Below are 18,493 nucleotides of genomic sequence, written 5' to 3' on the forward strand. Positions count from 1 at the left end.
TTAGCTTAAAATACAAATATAAGCGACAGTTGGGGCATTTTCAACAATGCAAGTGACCTAAATAGCGCAAAACGTACGATGCAAAAATGAACATTTAGGACAATTTTATGTCTTTAAATTGGTATATATACTCTTTTACTCTAGAAATAAATTCATTTTCTTTGATTTTGATCTCTTCGATGCTAGACTCGTTTAAATTTACAAGTTCTATGCCATCTACTATAAATTTAGTGTTTAGATTTCCAAACCAAGAGTGGCTATGACATCTATCTTTGTTAAATTTATCCATAGGATACAAAAGGCCGCCAGCTACGACTGTTTTGCCCTGGTTTTGGTAGTAGCTCATATAGGTATTTATCTGAAAAAAGTCATTTCTATCAACATCGCCTAGTCCGTACTGATCCTTGCCATGCATATTCATGCGTTTATATTTTGTATCAAAAACAAGCACCTTATCACTATTGCTCATAACTATATCAGGTATGATCTTTCTTGTAAAAAATTTATCTTTATAAAGCTCTATCTTTGGGCTAGCCACGCTCCAGTCCTTGAACTCTTTTTGCAAAAGCTTACGCATATAAATTTCAAACAGCTCAGCCACATTTACTATAAAGCCTAAATTTTGCTTTCCAGTACCTTTTATGCCGGCTTTTTCATTTTCTATGATTAGACTTGCGTATTCTAAGACTTTTTTGTACGGAGCGTAGATTGGATTATGTAGAGATTTTGAATTTAAGGCGTTGTGTATGACATTAGGCGTTACAAGCCTTGGCTCCCTTATCTCACTTAGATAGCTTAAGGCGTTTACCACTGGTTTTATCAGCTCTTTAGCCTCTTTTTGTACTATTTTTAGTGCTTTATGCAAAACCAAAACTATATCGCCTATCTCTTGCCTCTCTCTATTTGCGCTAGAAATTTTACCGGCAAATGGGATATCGGTTTTTATAAATTTAGCCACATCGACTTTGCCCATAACTTTTGCCTCGTGGTAGCTTTTAACTTTATACTCTTTAGGAAGTTCTAATAAAAATGCACGCTCTAGCGTTTGTATAAAGAGATAGTAGATGATGATCTTTGACAAATTTTCCTTAGCATCTATGGATTTGCCAATCGATACATCATCTATATAAATATCGTTTGCAAAATTTAGCATTCGCTCTAAAAATTTGTTTGAAAACCTAGAGTTTATCTCTATATCTATACCGTTATGACTAAAGCTTCCTATGAAATTTCCAGTTTGGACGTAAAGCCCATCATCTTGCATCCTTGTGCTAATGATAAGCTCATCATATTTGCTCTGAGAGTCTGGCAAAAAAGAGAGAAATTTACCGCCTTCTGCTACATAGTGGCTTAGCGTTAGGCTAAATTCTTTCTTTTCTTTTTTTGATAGTTTTTTGCCTTGCTCGTAATTTCCGAAAAAATTATCACTTGTTACTATTGCCATATGTATCAATCAGCTCTGTTTTTATGTTATTTAAACGAGTATCTGTGTCTTTACCGCTATACTGAGTTCTTAGATACTCTTTTAAAAGCGGACTTATGTGTTCATTCCAGAGTTTATTTATCTCACTCTTGCTCAAATTTTTGGGCTTTATAAAGTATGAATGTCCAAGCTCATAGCTATCGTCTAGACCTAAATATTCACTATCAATTATACGATTGTTTATACTCTTACAAAGTTCAATATATGGTTCAATATATATCTTTAGTTTATCTTCGCCCAAATAGTGCTCAGCTATCACGCCGTAATCGCAACTATATCTTTTCCAGACAAACCTGCGTCTAAGCGCCATATCAAAGCTATCTATACTTTTATCTATATCATTCATCGTACCGATAAAGTACAAATTTTCCGGCACCCCAAAATAACCTTCGCCTGCTTCATCTACATAAACAGCGTGTTTTTCATTATCCCAAAGCGATGAATTTGCTGTTTTGACTAGCATCCCCTGAAGATTGCCTTTTTTGTCAAAGCTTAGCCTTTTATCTTCTTCTAGGCACAAAAGCAACTCGCCAAAAACCCTTGAAAGCTCAGCCCTATTTATCTCATCGGCCACAAAGTAATATTTTTTGAGTTTTTCTTTGCCATCTTTGCTATCTTGTAAATTTTTAAAAGCATCTATGCACATCTGCTTAAATACGCCGTTTTTTAACTCAAATTTCATTGCTCCATTTTCTATGCCAGTTGGCTTTACACCGTCCATGAAGTCCTCATAGCTATAGCTTGGATGAAACTGAACTATTTTATATTCATGATTTTCTTCTATTAGTTTTCTAGCTTCTATGGTTTGTTTGGTTTGATAGGTTTTACCAGTTCCCGGAGCACCATAGAGTATAATATTTTTAGACTCAAAGTCTATGCCTCCGCTCCAAATATTTTTTACTCTATCATCATAAAAAATATTTTCATTTAATTTTTCCTCATTTTTTAGAGTGTCTTTAAGTTTATCTCCTATCTCTTTTAGTTTCTCGTCAAGATCATCAGTATCTTTTTTACAGTATTTGCTCTCAAAGGCAGCCACGATAGCTTCCTTGTGAGCGTTGCTGATTATTGGCATATAATTTTCTGGATCAAAAAGATGAAGCAGGGCATTGCGCATTGATACCGACTTAGTTTGATTGCCGACCGTAATGCTACTGTTAGCTTTTAAGAAATCTATCTTCTCGGCATCTGCTACTTTTGGATCCCAGTTTTCAAGAAATCCTATGATATAAACAAGTTCATAAAATTTATTCGTATTATAATAAGTTCCAGTATTTGCAAATCCTTCAAAATCACTAAAAAGATCTGGATTTTTTTTAATTTTTATACTTGATTTTAAATTTTCAAAGAATTTTTCGAAGTATTGTTTTCTAGCTATTACTTTTTTAGGAGGCAATCTCCAAAGCCAAATAATATTCGCCATTAAGTCCTTTTGGTCGTCGTTTGCCTTTTCAAATTGCTCTTTAATTTTAATGTCAAAATTTTTATCTTCAGTTGCATCTGGGTTTTGGACAAAATTCTTTTTTAAAAAATCCAAATTTGATTCAGTTAAAACTTCTTTGCCTGTAAAAATAGATTCCCCGCCTTCCAAAAACATTGTTTTGTATTCTAAAAATGCATCTTTATAATTCAACGCCATTTTTTCTCCTTAAATTATGTATTCTAAACAAAATGTATAATGTAATTATTGCCTATTTTTCTGGACTTTTGATGTCTAGTTTTTTATGTTAAAATTAAAAAATGAAAACTATTTTATTTAAATATAGTTTAAAAAAGTATAATAAATCTTTTTAAAGTTATAAAGGTAAAAAATGAGCAATAAATTTTTATCAAAATCCCTCTATGTACGAGGTCTTCAGTGTCCAAAATCGCTATGGCTTAAAAAATATAAGCGCGATGTTTTGGATCAAAATACGGATCCTGCAGTATTTGAGACCGGAAACATAGTCGGAGAGCTTGCCTGTGAGCTATTTGGCGGTGGCAAAAGGATAAAATTTGATGGTGGCAGCTTTGATGAAAAGATAGTCCAAACTGAGAATTTTATCAAAAACGGCGAAAAAGCGATATATGAAGCGACATTTTGTTTTGATGAAATTTTAGTTATGGTGGATATCTTGCAAGTCGTTGATGGGAAGCTCATCATAAACGAGGTAAAAAGCAGCACGAGCCTGTCGGATGTCTATGTAGATGATGCGAGCATCCAGTACTATGTCATTAGCTCATTGGGATATGAGGTGGAGCGCATTAATGTGATATATCTAAACAACCAATACATTCGCGGCGAAAAGCTAGAGCTTGATAAGCTATTTACGGTAAATGATGTAACGGATCAAATTTTATCTATGCAAAGCAAAGTGGCTGAAAATATCAAAAAGTTAAAAGAGACGATCAATGATGATGTTGAGCCAAATTTAGATATAGGGGTGCATTGTTTTAAGCCCTATGAGTGTGACGGAATGAATTACTGCTGGCATGAACAAAGAAAAATACCTAATGGAACTTCTGTTTTTAATATCACAAGGATTAATAAACAAAAGGCAACCGATCTTTACCGAGGCGGGATAGTAAATATTGCCGACATTAAGGGCATAGACGCCTTTAATGCAAATCAACAAATACAAATAAAAGCCCAAATTAATGGGGAGGAATTGGTAGACAAGGCAGCGATTGGAGAGTTTTTGGATACGCTTAGCTATCCGCTCTACCACCTTGACTTTGAGACATTTCAGCAGGCCGTGCCTGAGTTTATAGGGCTTAGACCATACGAGCAGATACCTTTTCAATTTTCTATTCACAAAGATTATGGCAATGGAAATTTGGAGCATTTTGAGTTTTTGGCCGAGGTCGGAGCCGATCCTAGATATGAGCTGGCGCTAAATTTGATCAAATTTATCCCGCAAGATGCCTGCATATTGGCTTATCATGCTAGTTTCGAAAAGGGAGTGATACAGAATTTAGCCGCATTGTTTACACAATTCTCATCTCATCTTATGAGTATACATAGTAATATAAAAGACCTTGAAATCCCGTTTGCAAAGAAATTTTATTATCACCCAAAAATGTGCGGAAGTTCATCCATCAAGAAGGTATTGCCAGCTATAGTTCCTAGCTTCGAGAGCGCATATTCTAGCCTTGATCTTATACACAACGGCGGAGAGGCTATGAGTGAATACGCAAAACTAAAACATAAAACCAAAGACGAGCAAGACATGATTAGAAAGGCGCTTTTAGCATACTGCAAACTCGATACGCTAGCTATGGTTAAGGTTTTAGAAAAACTGCGTGAAGTAGCAAAATAGACAAAAAAGCGTCCGCTTTGATGGTTATAATGCCTATAGGTATTTAAAACCATAGGAGGCAACATGGATAGTGATAAATTTGAGTTAGCACGCGATACAATACTTCGCGCAAAAGAGATCATCGCAAACGCCGAAGCCGTCATCATCACAGCAGGTGCTGGCATGGGCATAGATAGCGGACTGCCTGATTTTAGAGGCGATCTTGGCTTTTGGAAAGCTTATCCACCTTTAAAGGATAAAAATTTAAGCTTTACAGAAATGGCAAATCCGCAGTGGTTTTTTAGCAGCCCTGAGCTAGCTTGGGCGTTTTACGGACACAGGCTAAAGCTTTATAACAAAACTACGCCTCACGAGGGCTTTGCGCTACTAAAAAATCTTTGCGAAGCCAAAAATGGTAATTATTTTATCTACACTTCAAACGTCGACGGGCATTTTGAAAAGGCGGGATTTGATAATGATAAAATTTATGAAATCCACGGCTCCATACACTACGCCCAGTGTATACACAATGATGACGGAAATATCTGGAATATGGACGAAAATAGCATCCTAGTAGACGAGGATAAATTTATCGCTACAAAGATGCCCGTTTGCCCCGAGTGCGGATGCGTGAGCCGCCCAAATATCCTTATGTTTTACGATCACGAATTTAACCACAAAAGAGCTTGGGCGCAACGCAAAAAGTACGATGCGTGGCTTAGCCATAATATGAACTCGCGCATAGTTATAATCGAGATCGGAGCTGGGCTTGCCGTACCAACTATCAGGATTTTTGGAGAAAGGATGACAAAAAGATTTAAGCGCGCCCATCTAATCCGCATAAATCCGGTAGATACTCACGTGAGCGCATATCGAGGCATGGCGATAAAGGCTGGAGGGCTTGAGGGATTAAGGATGCTCCTGGGTTAAACCAGGAGCGTAAAATTTGCCGATATTTTGCTGTTTTTTAGCGGCGAAATCTGATTTACGAAGTGAAATTCGGCGTCCGTTTTTAGCTCGCCTTTATCAAATTTACCGCTTTAACGATAGCTAAAAGCGAGATCTCGTCGCCCGAGTTTAACTCTAGTTTTAGCGACTTTACGGATGCCGTCGGTACTCCAAGACCGTTTTTAAATTTAGCGTGAAGCTCGCTTAACCTGCAATGAACGTCAAATTTAATCATCCTTTTCTCCTTTTGGTTAAATTTGATAAAATTATATATTCTAAAACGGACAAAACCGTGTCCAAATATGCGCCAAAAAGGAAACGAGATGACGATTTTGCACGCAAGCGATTTGCACTTTGACAAGGTCAAATTTGATCAAATTTTAGATTTAGAATTTGACGTTTGTTGTATAAGCGGCGATTTGATAGATGCTAGCCAAAAAGACGTCGCAGGACAAAAGGCGTGGGTTAGGCAGTGGCTTGAAAATTTTAAAGGAAAAATATTTGTATGTAGCGGCAACCACGACGTAGACGGCTCGGATGACGCCGCATGGATGAGGGCGCCAAACATTTGCGCAGACGGCGATATAAAGATGATCATGGGTGTGAAATTCGGCTGCGTTCCTTATCTTCGTACAGATATTTTGGACTTTGCGGAGTGCGATATATTGCTAACGCACGTGCCGCCAACTCGGACGCAAACGGCTATAGAGCGCGGTAAGGATTTTGGCGATAAAGAGCTTTATAGGGCGCTAAAGCACGGGCTGCTAAAAGCAAAAATCATCCTTTGCGGACACGTGCATGATCCGCTATCAAGAGTCGATAAAATCGGCAACTGCAAGATATATAACTCAAGCCTAAGGCTTAATATTATAGAAATTTAACCGCCCAGCGGCAACCAAATTTGTCAAATATGGACCGCAAAATGTCCTAAATTGAAAGTAAAATCATCCAAAAAAGGAGTCGCTATGGATGATATTTTGCTACCGCCCGAGATTGAAAACATCAAGCTTTATTATAGAGGCGTCTACCGCAGACTTAAAAACAAGCCCTTTATCTAAAAAGTAAGACCAAGGCAGAGATGAGTAAAATCGTAACGCTATTTTAAAAATTCCATTGTTTTTTACTATTTTCCTAAAATTTTATGAAACTCGTTTGTATAGATATTAAGAAAGGCGGTTATGGGCTCAAAATTTAAGTGAAAGAATCAAGGCGTGGCTTTTGGCTACAGGCATTTAAAAAGGTGCAAAAAATGTATCGGCACGAAAATCAAAAAAGGATAATCAATGATCTACGAACAAATAAAAGAGTTAACGCTAGGTAGCGATAAAAAGGCGCTTTCAAAGGCATTAGGCTACGCAAGGGAGAAAAACTTCAGTAGCGCTCTTGCGGATTTGCAAAGAGCAAATAGCCTAGACGAGTTTATATCAAGGGGGCATTTTGACTGGTCGCATAGCTCAAAAACGCTCATTTTGGCCCTTAGCGAGCACTTCGGCCTTAATATTAATGATGAGCTAAATGCTGCAAAAATCCGCTACGACGAGCGAGCGAAATTTAGAGGCTCATATATCTACATAGATACAAATTTTAAGCGTAGAGGCGAGCCTATTTTTGCCCTTGCTATGGCGCAGTACTTAAGGTATATCAGTCTAACGCCGTTTTTAGATGAGTTGTGTTTTAAAACTTTAGATGAGCAGCTAAATATAATCTCTAAAATCGTTAAATACTATTACCAAAAGACGAAATCGCTACCAGTTTTTGGTGAGATAACTGGCTTTAAACTATGTCTTCTAGGCAAAACCTATACTCTTGATACCAATGGAAATTTTATACAAAAAGAGATTTTTGAATCGATAGCTACGTTAAAATTTTAGACAAAAGAGAGATTATGAATTTATCCGGATACTACGAGCGGATTCACAAGTGTTGCAGATATTGCAGGATTTATTATGCAGATTATATTATAGATGACAGTGCGTTGTTGGTAAATTTAGCTAAAAATCTAAGTCGAGACGAACTTGACTACCTTTTACAAAACCACACGGAGCTTTGCTTGAGAGTAAATCATCATCTTTTCGAGTACGATGATTTAGCTCGCGCGGTGTTTTTTAAAAGCAAAAATAGGGGGCTGGCGATAAAAATTTATAAAATCGCGCAAAGCCTTTGCAAAAGCGGCATGGACTACTCGTTTTTAGCGATAGCTATACATAAAACCCTAAGGGTCAAAAAGTGGTGCGAGGAGCTTTTAGCCATGGCAGAAAATAGCATAAAAGACGGTCTTTGCTACGTAAATATGCTAAATTTTATAGAGATAAAAACACTAAGCAGACTTAAAGCCGAAAATTTTTTGCAAAACGCTTTAACGACAACAAATTTTAAGGCAGATTTTTATCTTACTATGGCACTAGAGTTAAAGCAAATAGGTGGCTTTGATGAGTTTGCGTATAAATTTTATAAAAAGTGCATAGAGAAGGATAGGCGCGATTATTATCTAAGCTATGCTCATGTTTTTATAAAAGACAAAGGCGAGCTAAAAGCGCTCGGAATAAAACCAAAACAAAAAGAGCCAAAAAGGGTCGTGACCTCAAAAGAGCATAAAAGCAAAGACGAATATCTAAGCGAGTTAAGAAATACGAGCGACTTTTATAAATTCTATGATATCTTAGATGATATGGCGGAAGAGTTCGGCAAGAAAAGATGGATTTTAGAGCTTTATAGGGACGGCGAAATTTACGCCAAAACCGCTGCCGATTATGCTTATATAGCAAGCGATGTTATGGATGATTTTAAAGATAAAATTTACGCCAAAGAGCTTTTGGCTAAAGCCGTAGAACTCTTGCCTGATCCAGATGAAACGTTTTTCGTGCTTGATATTATAAAAAAGCTTGGCGATAAGGAGCTTATGGCTATGGCTTGCAAAAAGCTACTTAACTTGTCTGATTCTATATATATGGAGGTCGCCGGCTACTTAAAAGACGTCGATCCAAATTTAGCCAAAGAGTGCGCCGTAAAAGCCGTAGAAAACGCCAAAACCAGAACGGAAATTTTACACGCGGCTACCGATGTTTTGGAGATTTTTAAAGATAAAGGATGGGCGATCGAGATAGTAAAAAGGGTATAATTGACGTGCTGTAAATTAAATTTAAAGGAGATGTGGTGACTAAACAAGAATTTTTAAGAAAGATAAACAATATAAAAGCTCAAAATGAGCAAAAGAAAATAAGAGGTTTTAACGATTATAATATTTTTTTGGCGCTTCATAAGGCTAGTAATGAAGTAAATTTGCATTCTAGATTTATACATTCTTTGCTTGATCCGAGCGGCTATCATAATCAAGGAACAATATTTTTGGATTTATTTATGCAGTCTTGTTCTTTTGATGAGTTTAAAATAGATATAAATAATGCGGAGGTAACAAGAGAAGACCATAATATAGATATACTTATATCCGACGTAGCAAATAGCAAATATATAATAATAGAAAATAAAATTTACGCAGAAGATCAGAAAGAACAAATACAAAACTATATTAAGTATATATATGATGAACTAGATGAAAAAGCTGACATTTATGTACTATATCTAACCCTCTATGGTAAGAAACCGAGTAATGCTAGCCTGGGGGAATTTAAGTTAGACGGTAATTATCTAAAAAACGGCAAACAGCAAGTTAAATTTAAATCTATTAGCTATAAAAACGATATTTTAAAATGGCTAAATGAATGTCGTGCCGAAATGCAAAATTTATTAAAATTTGATCTAATAATTTCACAATATATAGATGTTATAAAGAGTCTTATAGGTACTTACAAAAATAGTATAAGCGATAGCTTAACGGACTTTTTGCTTACAAAGGAAAACTATAAATATTTTTCAAGAAATAAAGATAAGGATGAATTTAAGATATATGAAAACGATTATGAAGGTGCCACAAAACAGATTATTGAAAATTTTTTAAATGATTTAACGGGAAAAATTAATAATGAGCTAAAAAGCTATGGAGTTATAGCAGAAAATATTCGTGGCGAGCGTATTAATGACCTTGATTTGATAGAGGTTTATACCTCAAGTACTCATCGTTTTTGGGAGCTAGCCGAAGAAAGAAAGTGTATTCTTTTCGGAATATATTCTTGGCAACATGGCAATAGCGAAAATGGGCTTTATATAGAAATAATAAATAATTATAATATGTCGAATGAAGATTTTAAACCAAATCAATCATTGGTTGGGCGTAAAATATTTGGTGAGTTTAACGGTAAACGAAAAAGACAATTTCATTATCAGAAAATTTTACCACTAACAAATGGCGATATCTGGGAGCTGGCTGATATTATAATCAATGATGACAATTTTTTAAATACTATATTTGATGCCATTAAGGCTTACATTATAGAGCATGTTGGCATTGTTAGAACTATTAACAAGAACTTAGAAGATAAAAAATTTGCTAAAAAATTTGTAGAAGGCAAAATAACAAGAAAAGAATTGGAACAATATGAGCAATAAAATACACAAAAAATTCTGGGGTCTTAGGCCATATATGGAGATTAGCGATTTTATGTCGTCTGTAAAGCCAAAACAACTGCTTTCTAGCGAATTGAACGATATCCTGTCAAAATGTGAGGATTTTAGAGAGTATTTGTATTTGGCAAGGCTAGCTTACGATGAGCTTGAAAATGACGAAAATAGGCAAAAGATAATAGAAATGATCCTAAAAAGGGCGTTGCAAGTATGTAAATATCCTAGGGAGTATTTTGATATAGCTAGAAGCGTCTATGAAAATTTAAACGATAAAAAACTTGCTAAAAAGATCATTGCAAAACAGATAAAAAGATTTAAGATAAATAATTATTTCTTACTTTGTAAGCAAAATATACTTAGTAAAAAACAGATCAAAACAGCTATAAAAAGCGCTTTAAGCTCAGGCATGAAAAGGCAAAGTTTTTTAAATTTCTTAGATATCTTAAGTAGGATAAAAAAGTATAAATCCGTATGCAAAAAATTTTATAAAAAGGCCAAAAAAATTTAACCGATGGCAACGACGCATACGACGATGAGCTTTTGAGAAGAGAAGCGGCTGTTTGGCAAATAATCAGATCGACCAACGCAAAATAGTCTACGTAATTTTATCCATGATGCGCATGCGACGTTATAGATCGCATGCGCACTTAAATTTTAGACATTTATCTCATTAAAATACTCTCCTATCTCATCTCTTAGCATATCGGCTAGCTCCTTTGGTTCAAGCACCTTGATAAAGGGGATGTAGTAGTAGATGAGCGGTTTTATCTCCATTATATTGGTGTACTCTATATCGATGATAACCGAGCCGTCCGGATCCTTGCCGTATATGCTTTGCTTGGCATACGGTTTCCTCTCAAAATACTTCTTTATCTGCGGAGCCAAAAGCAGCTTAGCTATCTTTGGTTCATCTAGCGTCGCCCATGCGGAGTTTATATTTTTTAACCTATCTTCTATTTTTGCCTCTATCTCAAATTTATCTTCGAGTATTTTAATGCTCGCAATGCTTTTTAGATGAAATTTTTTAAAGGTATCGTTTTTGCCCGTATCAAGAAAAAGCAAATACCAAAACCCGTCAAACATCGCTAGTTTTAAAGGTTTTATTTTAAATTTAAAGCCATTATATTCGCACTCTGCCAGTCTTTTATCTTTGGCGGCGTTTTCAAGCAGTTCGAAATTTGCAAAGTCTTTTTCATCTAGCTTCTCGTTGTTTATATTTGTTAGGATAGGGTGGTTTAGCCGGCTAGTGATCTGCTCTAGTAGGACGTGAGCCTTTGAGTAGAAATTCGTCCCCATGGTTTTTGAGATATTGTCCAGGATGTTTATGATGGTTCGCTCTTCTTGGTCTAGGTTGTCTTTGGCTTCGGTTTTATCCATGCTCCACATCCTGCCTTTTTTTACTGCCCCGTTTTTGGCTAGCACGTCATAAAGATCTCTTTGTATGGTTTTAGTGCAAACGCCCAGTTCCTCGGAAAGCTCAGATATGGAGTGGGGTTTGTTGCTGATAAGAACGGCTATATCGTTTATACGCTCGTATTTACTTGTGCTAGTTTCTGGTATGATTTTTTGAGGTTTTTGCATAGAAGCTCCTTTGGAGGGCATTATAGCGATATAAGACTTATAATTGTCTAGTTTTTAATTATTTTAATGGAAAAGTATTGGCTTACATGGGCTTCATATGGCCTGGAATTTTGATCGCTTTTTTATGCTGCAAATAGATAGTATGGGTAACTTTAGTTTTGTGGTTAGCGAAAATTATAGTAGAGATTTTCAAAATTTATAAAATATTTTTTACATAGAATGTTTTTTGATAATTGTAGATATCTAAAATAATATTATTCAATTAAAAAAGTTACGTATTTTAGTCGATGCTATAAAAATAGTTTCCCTAGTAAACTGCTAGTCCATCTAATTAAATTTTTTTCTGATAAATCTTTTACGTGTTCGTGATTTTTTGTAATGAATTTTAAAGGAGCGGTTTTGTGCCTTCTCTTAATTTCATCTAATGTTATATCATGCTCAAAATACAAGCATAGAAATGAATAGAAAGTTGCTTGCAAAATAGGCTTTTTTGAAACAATAACCCATGAGCTTGCTGATGTGTTGCTTGTGTTTTCTAAGTCTAACAGGCCAACATGTAGGTTGTTGTACTCAAAAGTAGCGGTAATATATCTTTTTGGACTTTGGTGTATTTGGCACTTTGACTTTACTTTTCCGCTTGCTTTGTTTATAAATTGTGGCAATGTTTGTATGTCGTATTTTATTAAATTTTTTATCGCACTTTGAGATTGTAAAAAATTAATATATTGATCAAACATTTCAAAGTTTTCTACATGTTCGTTATTGATCGATTTTTCTATATCTTTTTTTAAATTTGCATTGATTATTACTCTTCTTACTCTGTTAGAGCTTTCCGATGTAGATTCCGTAGCAGTCTGATCTACGGGTGTATCTGTCAAAATATTTTCCTTGAGGTGTAATATGGTAATTATATTTTCGATCGACTCCTCTTTGTCTTCCACCTCAATGCCTTGCAAACTACCGCAGGAAACATCTTTGTCCTGGCTAATATTGGCGTAAGAATAACCACGTCTTGCAGGTACTTCTCTTAGAATTTCCGTAGTATTTTCTGGAGTTTTTGACTCAACTATCGGCAATGATGTTATATCTTTCATTCTAGTGGTAAGATTATTTTTTTGTAAAATTTTTATCAACTTCGTAAAACCTAAATTTGAGTAATCGTTTGTGACCTCGTGAACAAAATAGGCCGGCATGTCATTATTGTCAAAAATTTTAGTAGCCCTAGTGTCGATTTTAAATTTTTCTGTAATTGGAAATTTTACTTTTATCGGAATTGTTTTAGTTATTTCGTTATGTTTTTCCTTCATGTATTTTAAATAAGATTGGATATATGCGCTTACATCCTTAAAGGCGTATGCGGGGTATTCTTGGCATGCAAAGCGATGAATGAAGGCTGCGTCGGCGTCGTTTAGCTTTTTACTTGATACTATTATTGCTTCCTGGCCTTTTATGGATACTGTTTGATACATGCTCTCCAGGTTGTCGTTTAGCACCGATTCTCTAAAATCGGTAGATCTGAAATAATAATATATAGCCACCGCAAAATGCGGAATGATTAAGTTGTAGTTTGGTAGCTCAAACTTAAAACAATTTATGTATTTAATGCTGTCTAAATATCGATCGGGCACTCCTCCAAAAATAGTAGATATTTTTTCTTCTTGTATAATGTCTTTTAGTCTGAATATGTTATTTGTTTCGGAGGTATCGATATCAAAGCTTAATTCTTGAATATTATCGTCGATCGCATCCTTTAATTTATTGCCATTTGAGAAATAATTTTGAACCGGAAAATGAGTAAAAAGGAGTTCTGGCGACATACTATATGTAAAAAAGTATTTTTTTGAGCAATTCTCGACGATGAATCTAAATTTACTATTGGCGTAATTATTAAAACATAGTTTTAGCTTAAACGGAAGCACTATTTTAAAAACATCATCTGGATTTTTTGCCATAAATAAGAGGGTTATTTTATTTGGTTTTTTATGCTTTGCCATTTTTTACTCTCATTTTTTATTGTGCATATTATCAATTTTTATTTCTTATTATCATTTTATTTTGACTTTGACAGTTCATCTTTATATAGATGTGCAAGATATCTATCGCAGCAGGCGTCACGCCGCTGATCTCGCTAGCCGCAAAGAGCGTCGGCGGGGCGAATCTCTCGAGCTTTTCGACTACTTCGTTACTAAGTCCGCTGATGCCGCGGAAGCTAAAGCCCTCTGGGATTTTCACGCTCATCATATCTTTCATGCGGTCGATCTGCTTTTTTTGCTCGGCGATGTAGTGCTGGTATTTGGCTTCGGTTAAAATTTGCTCCAAGCTCGCCTCGTCGAGTGCCTCGAAAAACGGATCTAGCTTGCGCAGTTTTTCGCCCGTGAAGCTTTTTCTGGCGACGATTTTTTGCAGGGTCAAATTTTGGCTGATTATCTCCTCGTCAAGGCTAGCTAAAAGCTCTAAATTTCGCTTCGTCGGCGTGATCTCGGTGCCGTTTAGCAGCTCTAGTCCGCGAGTCAAATTTGACCTTATGGCCTCGATTTTCTCAAACGTCGCTTCGTCTAGCAAGCCAAGCTCGCGGCCGTATCCGCCTAGGCGCAGCACGGCGTTATCCTCGCGCAGCAGCAGTCTATACTCGGCGCGGGAGGTAAACATGCGGTAGGGCTCTTTCGTGCCTTTGGTCACTAGATCGTCGATGAGAACGCCGATGTAGGCCTCGTCGCGGCGCAGGACGAACGGCTCTTTGCCATCAAGCGCAAGCGCTGCGTTTATGCCCGCCATCAGCCCCTGCGCACCCGCCTCCTCGTAGCCCGTGGTGCCGTTGATTTGGCCCGCGAGATAGAGTCCGCGCGCTTTTTTGGTCTCTAGCGTGTGTTTTAGCTCGGTAGGCTGGACGTAGTCGTACTCGATCGCGTAGCCGTGGCGCACGATGCGCGCGTTTTCAAAGCCTCTGACCGAGCGCAGCATCGCAACCTGCACTTCATACGGCAAGCTCGTAGAAAAGCCGTTGATATAGTACTCTGTGGCCTCTAGTGTCTGCGGCTCGACGAAAAGATGATGCCTGTCGCGGTCGCCGAATCTATTTATCTTATCCTCGATACTCGGGCAGTAGCGCGGACCCACGCCCTCTATCTGACCCGTAAATAGCGGCGCTTTGTCGAAATTTGAGCGGATGATGTCGTGCGTGGTAACGTTGGTGTAGGCGATGTAGCAGGGCAGCTGCGTAGGCGCGAAGTCTCGCGTGCGGAAGCTAAAGGGGCTTGGATCCTCGTCGCCGCCTTGGATCTCAAGCACGCTAAAGTCTATGCTTTTAGCATCCACGCGCGGGCAGGTGCCGGTCTTTAGCCGGCCGACTTCTAGGCCTAGTTCGCGCAGGCTATCGCTTAGATTTTTGGCGCTTAGCTCGCCCACGCGGCCGGCTTCTAGTTTGTTAAATCCGACGTGAATTAGCCCGTTTAAAAACGTGCCCGTCGTGATGATGAGCTTGCCGGTTTTATACTCGTTGCCTAGGTGGGTTTTTACGCCCGTGATTTCGCCGTTTCGGCTTAAAATTTGAGTCGCGATCTCTTGGCTGATTTCAAGATTTGGCGTATTTAGTAGCAAATTTCGCATATAGACGCGGTATCTATCCATATCGATCTGAGCGCGGCTGCCTCGCACCGCCGGGCCCTTGCTTTCGTTTAGCACGCGAAACTGTATGCCCACGGCATCGGTCGTTAGCCCCATTTGCCCGCCTAGAGCGTCGATCTCTTTTACGAGGTGGCCTTTTGCTAGGCCCCCTATTGCGGGGTTGCAGCTGGCTGCACCGATTTGCTCGGCTAGGATGGTGATTAGCAGCGTTTTTTTGCCCATTCTTGCGGCGGCGAGGCTGGCTTCGATGCCCGCGTGACCGCCTCCGACGACGATAATATCATAGTTCATATTCAAATTTTCCTTATCCTTAAAATTCTCGATTTTATCAAAAAACAGATAAAATATACAAAAATTTAAGGAGAAAATATGAGGAAATTTATCTTGATTTTAGCTTTTTTTAGTGCGGCGTTTGTGAGCGAGATCACGCAAAACGCGCAGATTGATTGTTAAAAAGGCGATATGGGCGCTTGCGCGGATTTGGGTAAGATTTACCAAAACAGCCTTGAGGGCGATGTGGTAGACTACGAAAAGGCGTTAAAATTTAACCAAAAAGCCTGCGACGGCGGCGTTTTGGCGGCCTGCGCAAACCTTGGTCTGATGCACGCTAGCGGGCAGGGTACGGACGAAAATTTCGCCAAAGCTGCCGAGCTTTTCGAGCGAGTCTGCGCTGGCACAGGGAAGTTCGCCTGCTCAAATTTGGGCGTGATGCACCTCGAGCGCGCGGGCATCGCCGAGGATGTGCAAAAGGGGCTAAATTTCTTACAAAAAGCCTGTGATAGCGGGGCCTTCGGCGGTTGTGTAAATCTAGCCGAGCACTACGAGTAGGCGGGCGAGCTAGCCACTGCGGCGAAATACTACGCCAAGACCTGCAAAATCGGCAAAGACGACTTTGATACGCAAAATATCGAATACAATAACAAGGCCTGAAAAAAGGCGTGCGAGAAGCAAAATTTGAAGTGAAATTCGGCTGTTTTTGTGGCACGAACTCTTTAGGTTTGTTTTTTGAGGATTTTGGGCGGAGTCGGCCTTGCGCGGCGATAAATTTGAGTAGATGCGGAAAAAGGAGCTTTATTTTGCGCAAATTTATCCGCTTTGCTTGCGGTTTTGGCATTAATAACACGGCGAGTTTTTGATTTAAATTCAAAGCTTAAGTAGGGCCGGCAAATTTACGAGAAAATGCGGCATTTTTGATTAAATTTAGTAGCGACAAGAGGTTAATTTGCTGGGTTCAAATTTGCTTGCGAGGCTTGTAGTTTGGGCTCAAATTTTACTTTATGCGACTCTGATTTTTTTGCGCTCGGCATAAATTTAGCCCGCATAACGGCGATCTTTACGGCGATAAATTTTGTAGCTAAATTTGAGCGATTTTAGAGCGCATTGTTTGGCTTAAATTTAGCTGCACTGCTTGCGACTTTGGCCTAAGGAATGTCGCGCGCAAAGTAAAATTTAACTTTCACGCGGCAGCGTGTTTAAAAATAAACCTTATCTATCTCGTCGATATTTATGCCGTGTTTGGATAAAAAATATCCTTTTACTTCCATATATGTCGCTTTATCAAATATTGTTATCATAAAGTAGCTACCGGTAGTAACACCCCAAAAGTTACCCGCTGTGCCATGCGACTTATCTAAGCAGATGACTGGGAAAAATGAAAATTTTGCATTCTTGCCGCCTAAGATGAGGCAGAAGAAAAATTTGGTTAAAAAATTTCCAATAGCATTAAATACTACAAAAGTAAGAGCAAAGCGCGCCGAATACGAAGACATGCAAATAAAATAAAGAAATATAGCAGCCATAATAAGCCAATACGGCCAATCTCTGGGCTTTTCGCTACCAAAGAAGAATGGTTTATAAATAAATTTCCTTAAGTCGTCGCGTTTCGAGACAAAAACCCTTTTACCTTTTTCGTAAAATTCTATACTGCTATTTTTTATCTTTAAAACAGGTCGCTCTTTTTTATAACCGATAAATTCCGATAGCACAAAAATTAGTATCGATAAAAATACAGGTATACAACTTATTAAAGCGTCTATGATATCGGTATAACCGTCAAAACTATTTAAAGCTCCTGCGCCATATAGTCCAATTATTAATTGCGCCATCTTTAACAAAACCTGATACGCTTCCTCGTAGTTTTTGAGAACTATTGGCTCTTTATCATAATCTCTCGAAAATTTGCCCGAGCTGGAATTTGTCAAATTTGAGTTTTGAAAGTCGCTGTTTAAATTTGAGGTTTGTTTGTTTGCCGTATTCAAATTTTACTCCCGTTACCCGCTAAATTTACCCGAATTTTAGCAAAATTTTGAGTTCAATTACGAAAGCGCGCCAAATGTACAAACTTAACTCCGTGCGCGAAATAAAAATAAACTCAAATCTCCCTCGCGATTTTGTTCATCTTGGCAAAAATTTCCGCTCGCTCGCCGTCTTTTAGGTTGCCCATCTCTAGCTTCGTCATCATCTGCATAAAATCAAATTTCTTAAACATTTTTGCGGCCTCTTTGGCTTCGCGTTCTAGTTTTGCGTAGATTTGCGCTTCGTTTTCGTCGCGGGCTAAATTTTTCAAAAACGAGCCGGCCTCGCCGCCGTGAAATTTATCCGCGTCAAATTTACCCGCCGCGTCGCCTAAATTTGCTTTTTCGTTAAATTTATCCAGCATCTGGGCAAAATCCGTCAAATTTGCCGCCGCAAGCGTAGAGCCGGCTAAAAATTTATCGCTTTTTTGACTCTGGGCGACTCGGTTTGCTAAGGTCTTTAAAATCTCGTTTGAGGCGCCGTTTTTGATCTGCATTTTTATCCTTTTTATATTACTAACGGCGAGTTCTAGCAAAAAGTATTCCGTCAAATTTGAAACGACGAGATTAAATTTTGGCTTAAGCTTTCTAAGGCATTATAGGACTAAAACACTCTTTTTTGTGTATTATATAGCCTATACGTAATATTTTTATATTCGCATAAGTTTAAAAGAGTGCCTATTTTACAGTAAATTTAAAAATAAACTTAAAAATAAATAATTCATAAAAATTAATCTAAAAAATACAAAATTCGTCAGGCAAATGAC

At 37.8% G+C, this 18,493-nt stretch carries 16 protein-coding genes; 8 read left to right on the forward strand and 8 right to left on the reverse strand.

Annotated elements, in window-relative coordinates; genetic code table 11:
- Positions 1–94: 94 nt before the first annotated feature.
- Entirely contained in the window at positions 95–1,444 is a 1,350-nt protein-coding gene (locus RWM02_RS05085) for a 5-methylcytosine restriction system specificity protein McrC (RefSeq protein ID WP_314069729.1), read from the reverse strand.
- Positions 1,425–3,122 carry an McrB family protein gene (locus RWM02_RS05090; protein WP_314069644.1) on the reverse strand — a complete coding sequence of 566 codons (1,698 nt, stop codon included), beginning with the start codon at positions 3,120–3,122 and terminating at the stop codon, positions 1,425–1,427. The genes RWM02_RS05085 and RWM02_RS05090 overlap by 20 nt, the downstream gene beginning before the upstream one ends.
- Positions 3,123–3,384: 262 nt before the next feature.
- On the opposite strand from RWM02_RS05090, the gene RWM02_RS05095 reads away from it, so the two are divergent.
- Both RWM02_RS05095 and RWM02_RS05100 read left to right on the forward strand, forming a co-directional pair.
- A complete protein-coding gene (locus RWM02_RS05095; protein ID WP_314069647.1) occupies positions 3,385–4,782 on the forward strand; it encodes a DUF2779 domain-containing protein in 1,398 nt (465 codons plus the stop codon).
- Between the two features lie 63 nt (positions 4,783–4,845).
- Entirely contained in the window at positions 4,846–5,691 is an 846-nt protein-coding gene (locus tag RWM02_RS05100; protein WP_314069649.1) for an SIR2 family NAD-dependent protein deacylase, read from the forward strand.
- A gap of 82 nt (positions 5,692–5,773) precedes the next feature.
- Here the strand turns inward: RWM02_RS05100 and RWM02_RS05105 are convergent, their stop codons facing one another.
- Positions 5,774–5,944 (reverse strand): hypothetical protein, encoded by a 171-nt coding sequence (locus RWM02_RS05105; RefSeq protein ID WP_314069652.1) that lies wholly within the window; start codon positions 5,942–5,944, stop codon positions 5,774–5,776.
- Between the two features lie 88 nt (positions 5,945–6,032).
- Between RWM02_RS05105 and RWM02_RS05110 the strand changes: the two genes are divergently transcribed.
- The 5 genes from RWM02_RS05110 to RWM02_RS05130 all read left to right on the forward strand — a co-directional run bounded on the left by RWM02_RS05110 (position 6,033) and on the right by RWM02_RS05130 (position 10,735).
- Positions 6,033–6,590: a metallophosphoesterase family protein gene (locus tag RWM02_RS05110; RefSeq protein ID WP_314069655.1), complete on the forward strand. Its 558-nt coding sequence runs from the start codon at positions 6,033–6,035 to the stop codon at positions 6,588–6,590.
- Between the two features lie 402 nt (positions 6,591–6,992).
- The gene (locus RWM02_RS05115) at positions 6,993–7,580 is read left to right on the forward strand and encodes a hypothetical protein (RefSeq protein ID WP_314069657.1); all 588 of its coding nucleotides are present in this window, start codon (positions 6,993–6,995) and stop codon (positions 7,578–7,580) included.
- Positions 7,581–7,594: 14 nt separating this feature from the next.
- Positions 7,595–8,827, forward strand: coding sequence for a hypothetical protein (locus tag RWM02_RS05120; RefSeq protein ID WP_314069659.1), 1,233 nt, complete (start codon positions 7,595–7,597; stop codon positions 8,825–8,827).
- 35 nt (positions 8,828–8,862) lie between these two features.
- A complete protein-coding gene (locus RWM02_RS05125; protein ID WP_314069662.1) occupies positions 8,863–10,212 on the forward strand; it encodes a PDDEXK-like family protein in 1,350 nt (449 codons plus the stop codon).
- A gap of 34 nt (positions 10,213–10,246) precedes the next feature.
- Positions 10,247–10,735: a hypothetical protein gene (locus RWM02_RS05130; protein WP_314069665.1), complete on the forward strand. Its 489-nt coding sequence runs from the start codon at positions 10,247–10,249 to the stop codon at positions 10,733–10,735.
- Positions 10,736–10,881: 146 nt separating this feature from the next.
- Here RWM02_RS05130 and RWM02_RS05135 read toward each other — a convergent pair whose 3' ends face one another.
- The 3 genes from RWM02_RS05135 to mnmG all read right to left on the reverse strand — a co-directional run bounded on the left by RWM02_RS05135 (position 10,882) and on the right by mnmG (position 15,723).
- Positions 10,882–11,808, reverse strand: coding sequence for a helix-turn-helix transcriptional regulator (locus tag RWM02_RS05135; RefSeq protein WP_314069668.1), 927 nt, complete (start codon positions 11,806–11,808; stop codon positions 10,882–10,884).
- Between the two features lie 290 nt (positions 11,809–12,098).
- Positions 12,099–13,802 (reverse strand): hypothetical protein, encoded by a 1,704-nt coding sequence (locus RWM02_RS05140; protein WP_314069671.1) that lies wholly within the window; start codon positions 13,800–13,802, stop codon positions 12,099–12,101.
- 31 nt (positions 13,803–13,833) lie between these two features.
- Positions 13,834–15,723, reverse strand: coding sequence for a tRNA uridine-5-carboxymethylaminomethyl(34) synthesis enzyme MnmG (gene mnmG, locus RWM02_RS05145; RefSeq protein WP_314069673.1), 1,890 nt, complete (start codon positions 15,721–15,723; stop codon positions 13,834–13,836).
- Between the two features lie 171 nt (positions 15,724–15,894).
- Here mnmG and RWM02_RS05150 point away from each other — a divergent pair, with 171 nt between their 5' ends.
- Complete coding sequence (locus RWM02_RS05150) at positions 15,895–16,260, forward strand: tetratricopeptide repeat protein (protein WP_314069676.1); 366 nt, start codon at positions 15,895–15,897, stop codon at positions 16,258–16,260.
- A gap of 644 nt (positions 16,261–16,904) precedes the next feature.
- Here RWM02_RS05150 and RWM02_RS05155 read toward each other — a convergent pair.
- The gene (locus tag RWM02_RS05155; RefSeq protein ID WP_314069679.1) at positions 16,905–17,690 is read right to left on the reverse strand and encodes a hypothetical protein; all 786 of its coding nucleotides are present in this window, start codon (positions 17,688–17,690) and stop codon (positions 16,905–16,907) included.
- Between the two features lie 113 nt (positions 17,691–17,803).
- On the reverse strand, positions 17,804–18,223 hold the full coding sequence (locus RWM02_RS05160) for a hypothetical protein (protein WP_314069681.1): 420 nt from the start codon (positions 18,221–18,223) through the stop codon (positions 17,804–17,806).
- Positions 18,224–18,493: the final 270 nt, after the last annotated feature.

Origin of the sequence: Campylobacter showae, assembly GCF_963515975.1 — a bacterium.
Taxonomy (GTDB): domain Bacteria; phylum Campylobacterota; class Campylobacteria; order Campylobacterales; family Campylobacteraceae; genus Campylobacter_A; species Campylobacter_A showae_F.

Bases quoted from the DNA above. Each gene is read 5' to 3' on its own strand.
- RWM02_RS05085 (WP_314069729.1), bottom strand. From the start codon at position 1,444: ATGGCAATAGTAACAAGTGATAATTTTTTCGGAAATTACGAGCAAGGC.
- RWM02_RS05090 (WP_314069644.1), bottom strand. From the start codon at position 3,122: ATGGCGTTGAATTATAAAGATGCATTTTTAGAATACAAAACAATGTTT.
- RWM02_RS05100 (WP_314069649.1), top strand. From the start codon at position 4,846: ATGGATAGTGATAAATTTGAGTTAGCACGCGATACAATACTTCGCGCA.
- RWM02_RS05105 (WP_314069652.1), bottom strand. From the start codon at position 5,944: ATGATTAAATTTGACGTTCATTGCAGGTTAAGCGAGCTTCACGCTAAA.
- RWM02_RS05110 (WP_314069655.1), top strand. From the start codon at position 6,033: ATGACGATTTTGCACGCAAGCGATTTGCACTTTGACAAGGTCAAATTT.
- RWM02_RS05115 (WP_314069657.1), top strand. From the start codon at position 6,993: ATGATCTACGAACAAATAAAAGAGTTAACGCTAGGTAGCGATAAAAAG.
- RWM02_RS05120 (WP_314069659.1), top strand. From the start codon at position 7,595: ATGAATTTATCCGGATACTACGAGCGGATTCACAAGTGTTGCAGATAT.
- RWM02_RS05130 (WP_314069665.1), top strand. From the start codon at position 10,247: ATGGAGATTAGCGATTTTATGTCGTCTGTAAAGCCAAAACAACTGCTT.
- RWM02_RS05135 (WP_314069668.1), bottom strand. From the start codon at position 11,808: ATGCAAAAACCTCAAAAAATCATACCAGAAACTAGCACAAGTAAATAC.
- RWM02_RS05140 (WP_314069671.1), bottom strand. From the start codon at position 13,802: ATGGCAAAGCATAAAAAACCAAATAAAATAACCCTCTTATTTATGGCA.
- mnmG (WP_314069673.1), bottom strand. From the start codon at position 15,723: ATGAACTATGATATTATCGTCGTCGGAGGCGGTCACGCGGGCATCGAA.
- RWM02_RS05150 (WP_314069676.1), top strand. From the start codon at position 15,895: ATGGGCGCTTGCGCGGATTTGGGTAAGATTTACCAAAACAGCCTTGAG.
- RWM02_RS05160 (WP_314069681.1), bottom strand. From the start codon at position 18,223: ATGCAGATCAAAAACGGCGCCTCAAACGAGATTTTAAAGACCTTAGCA.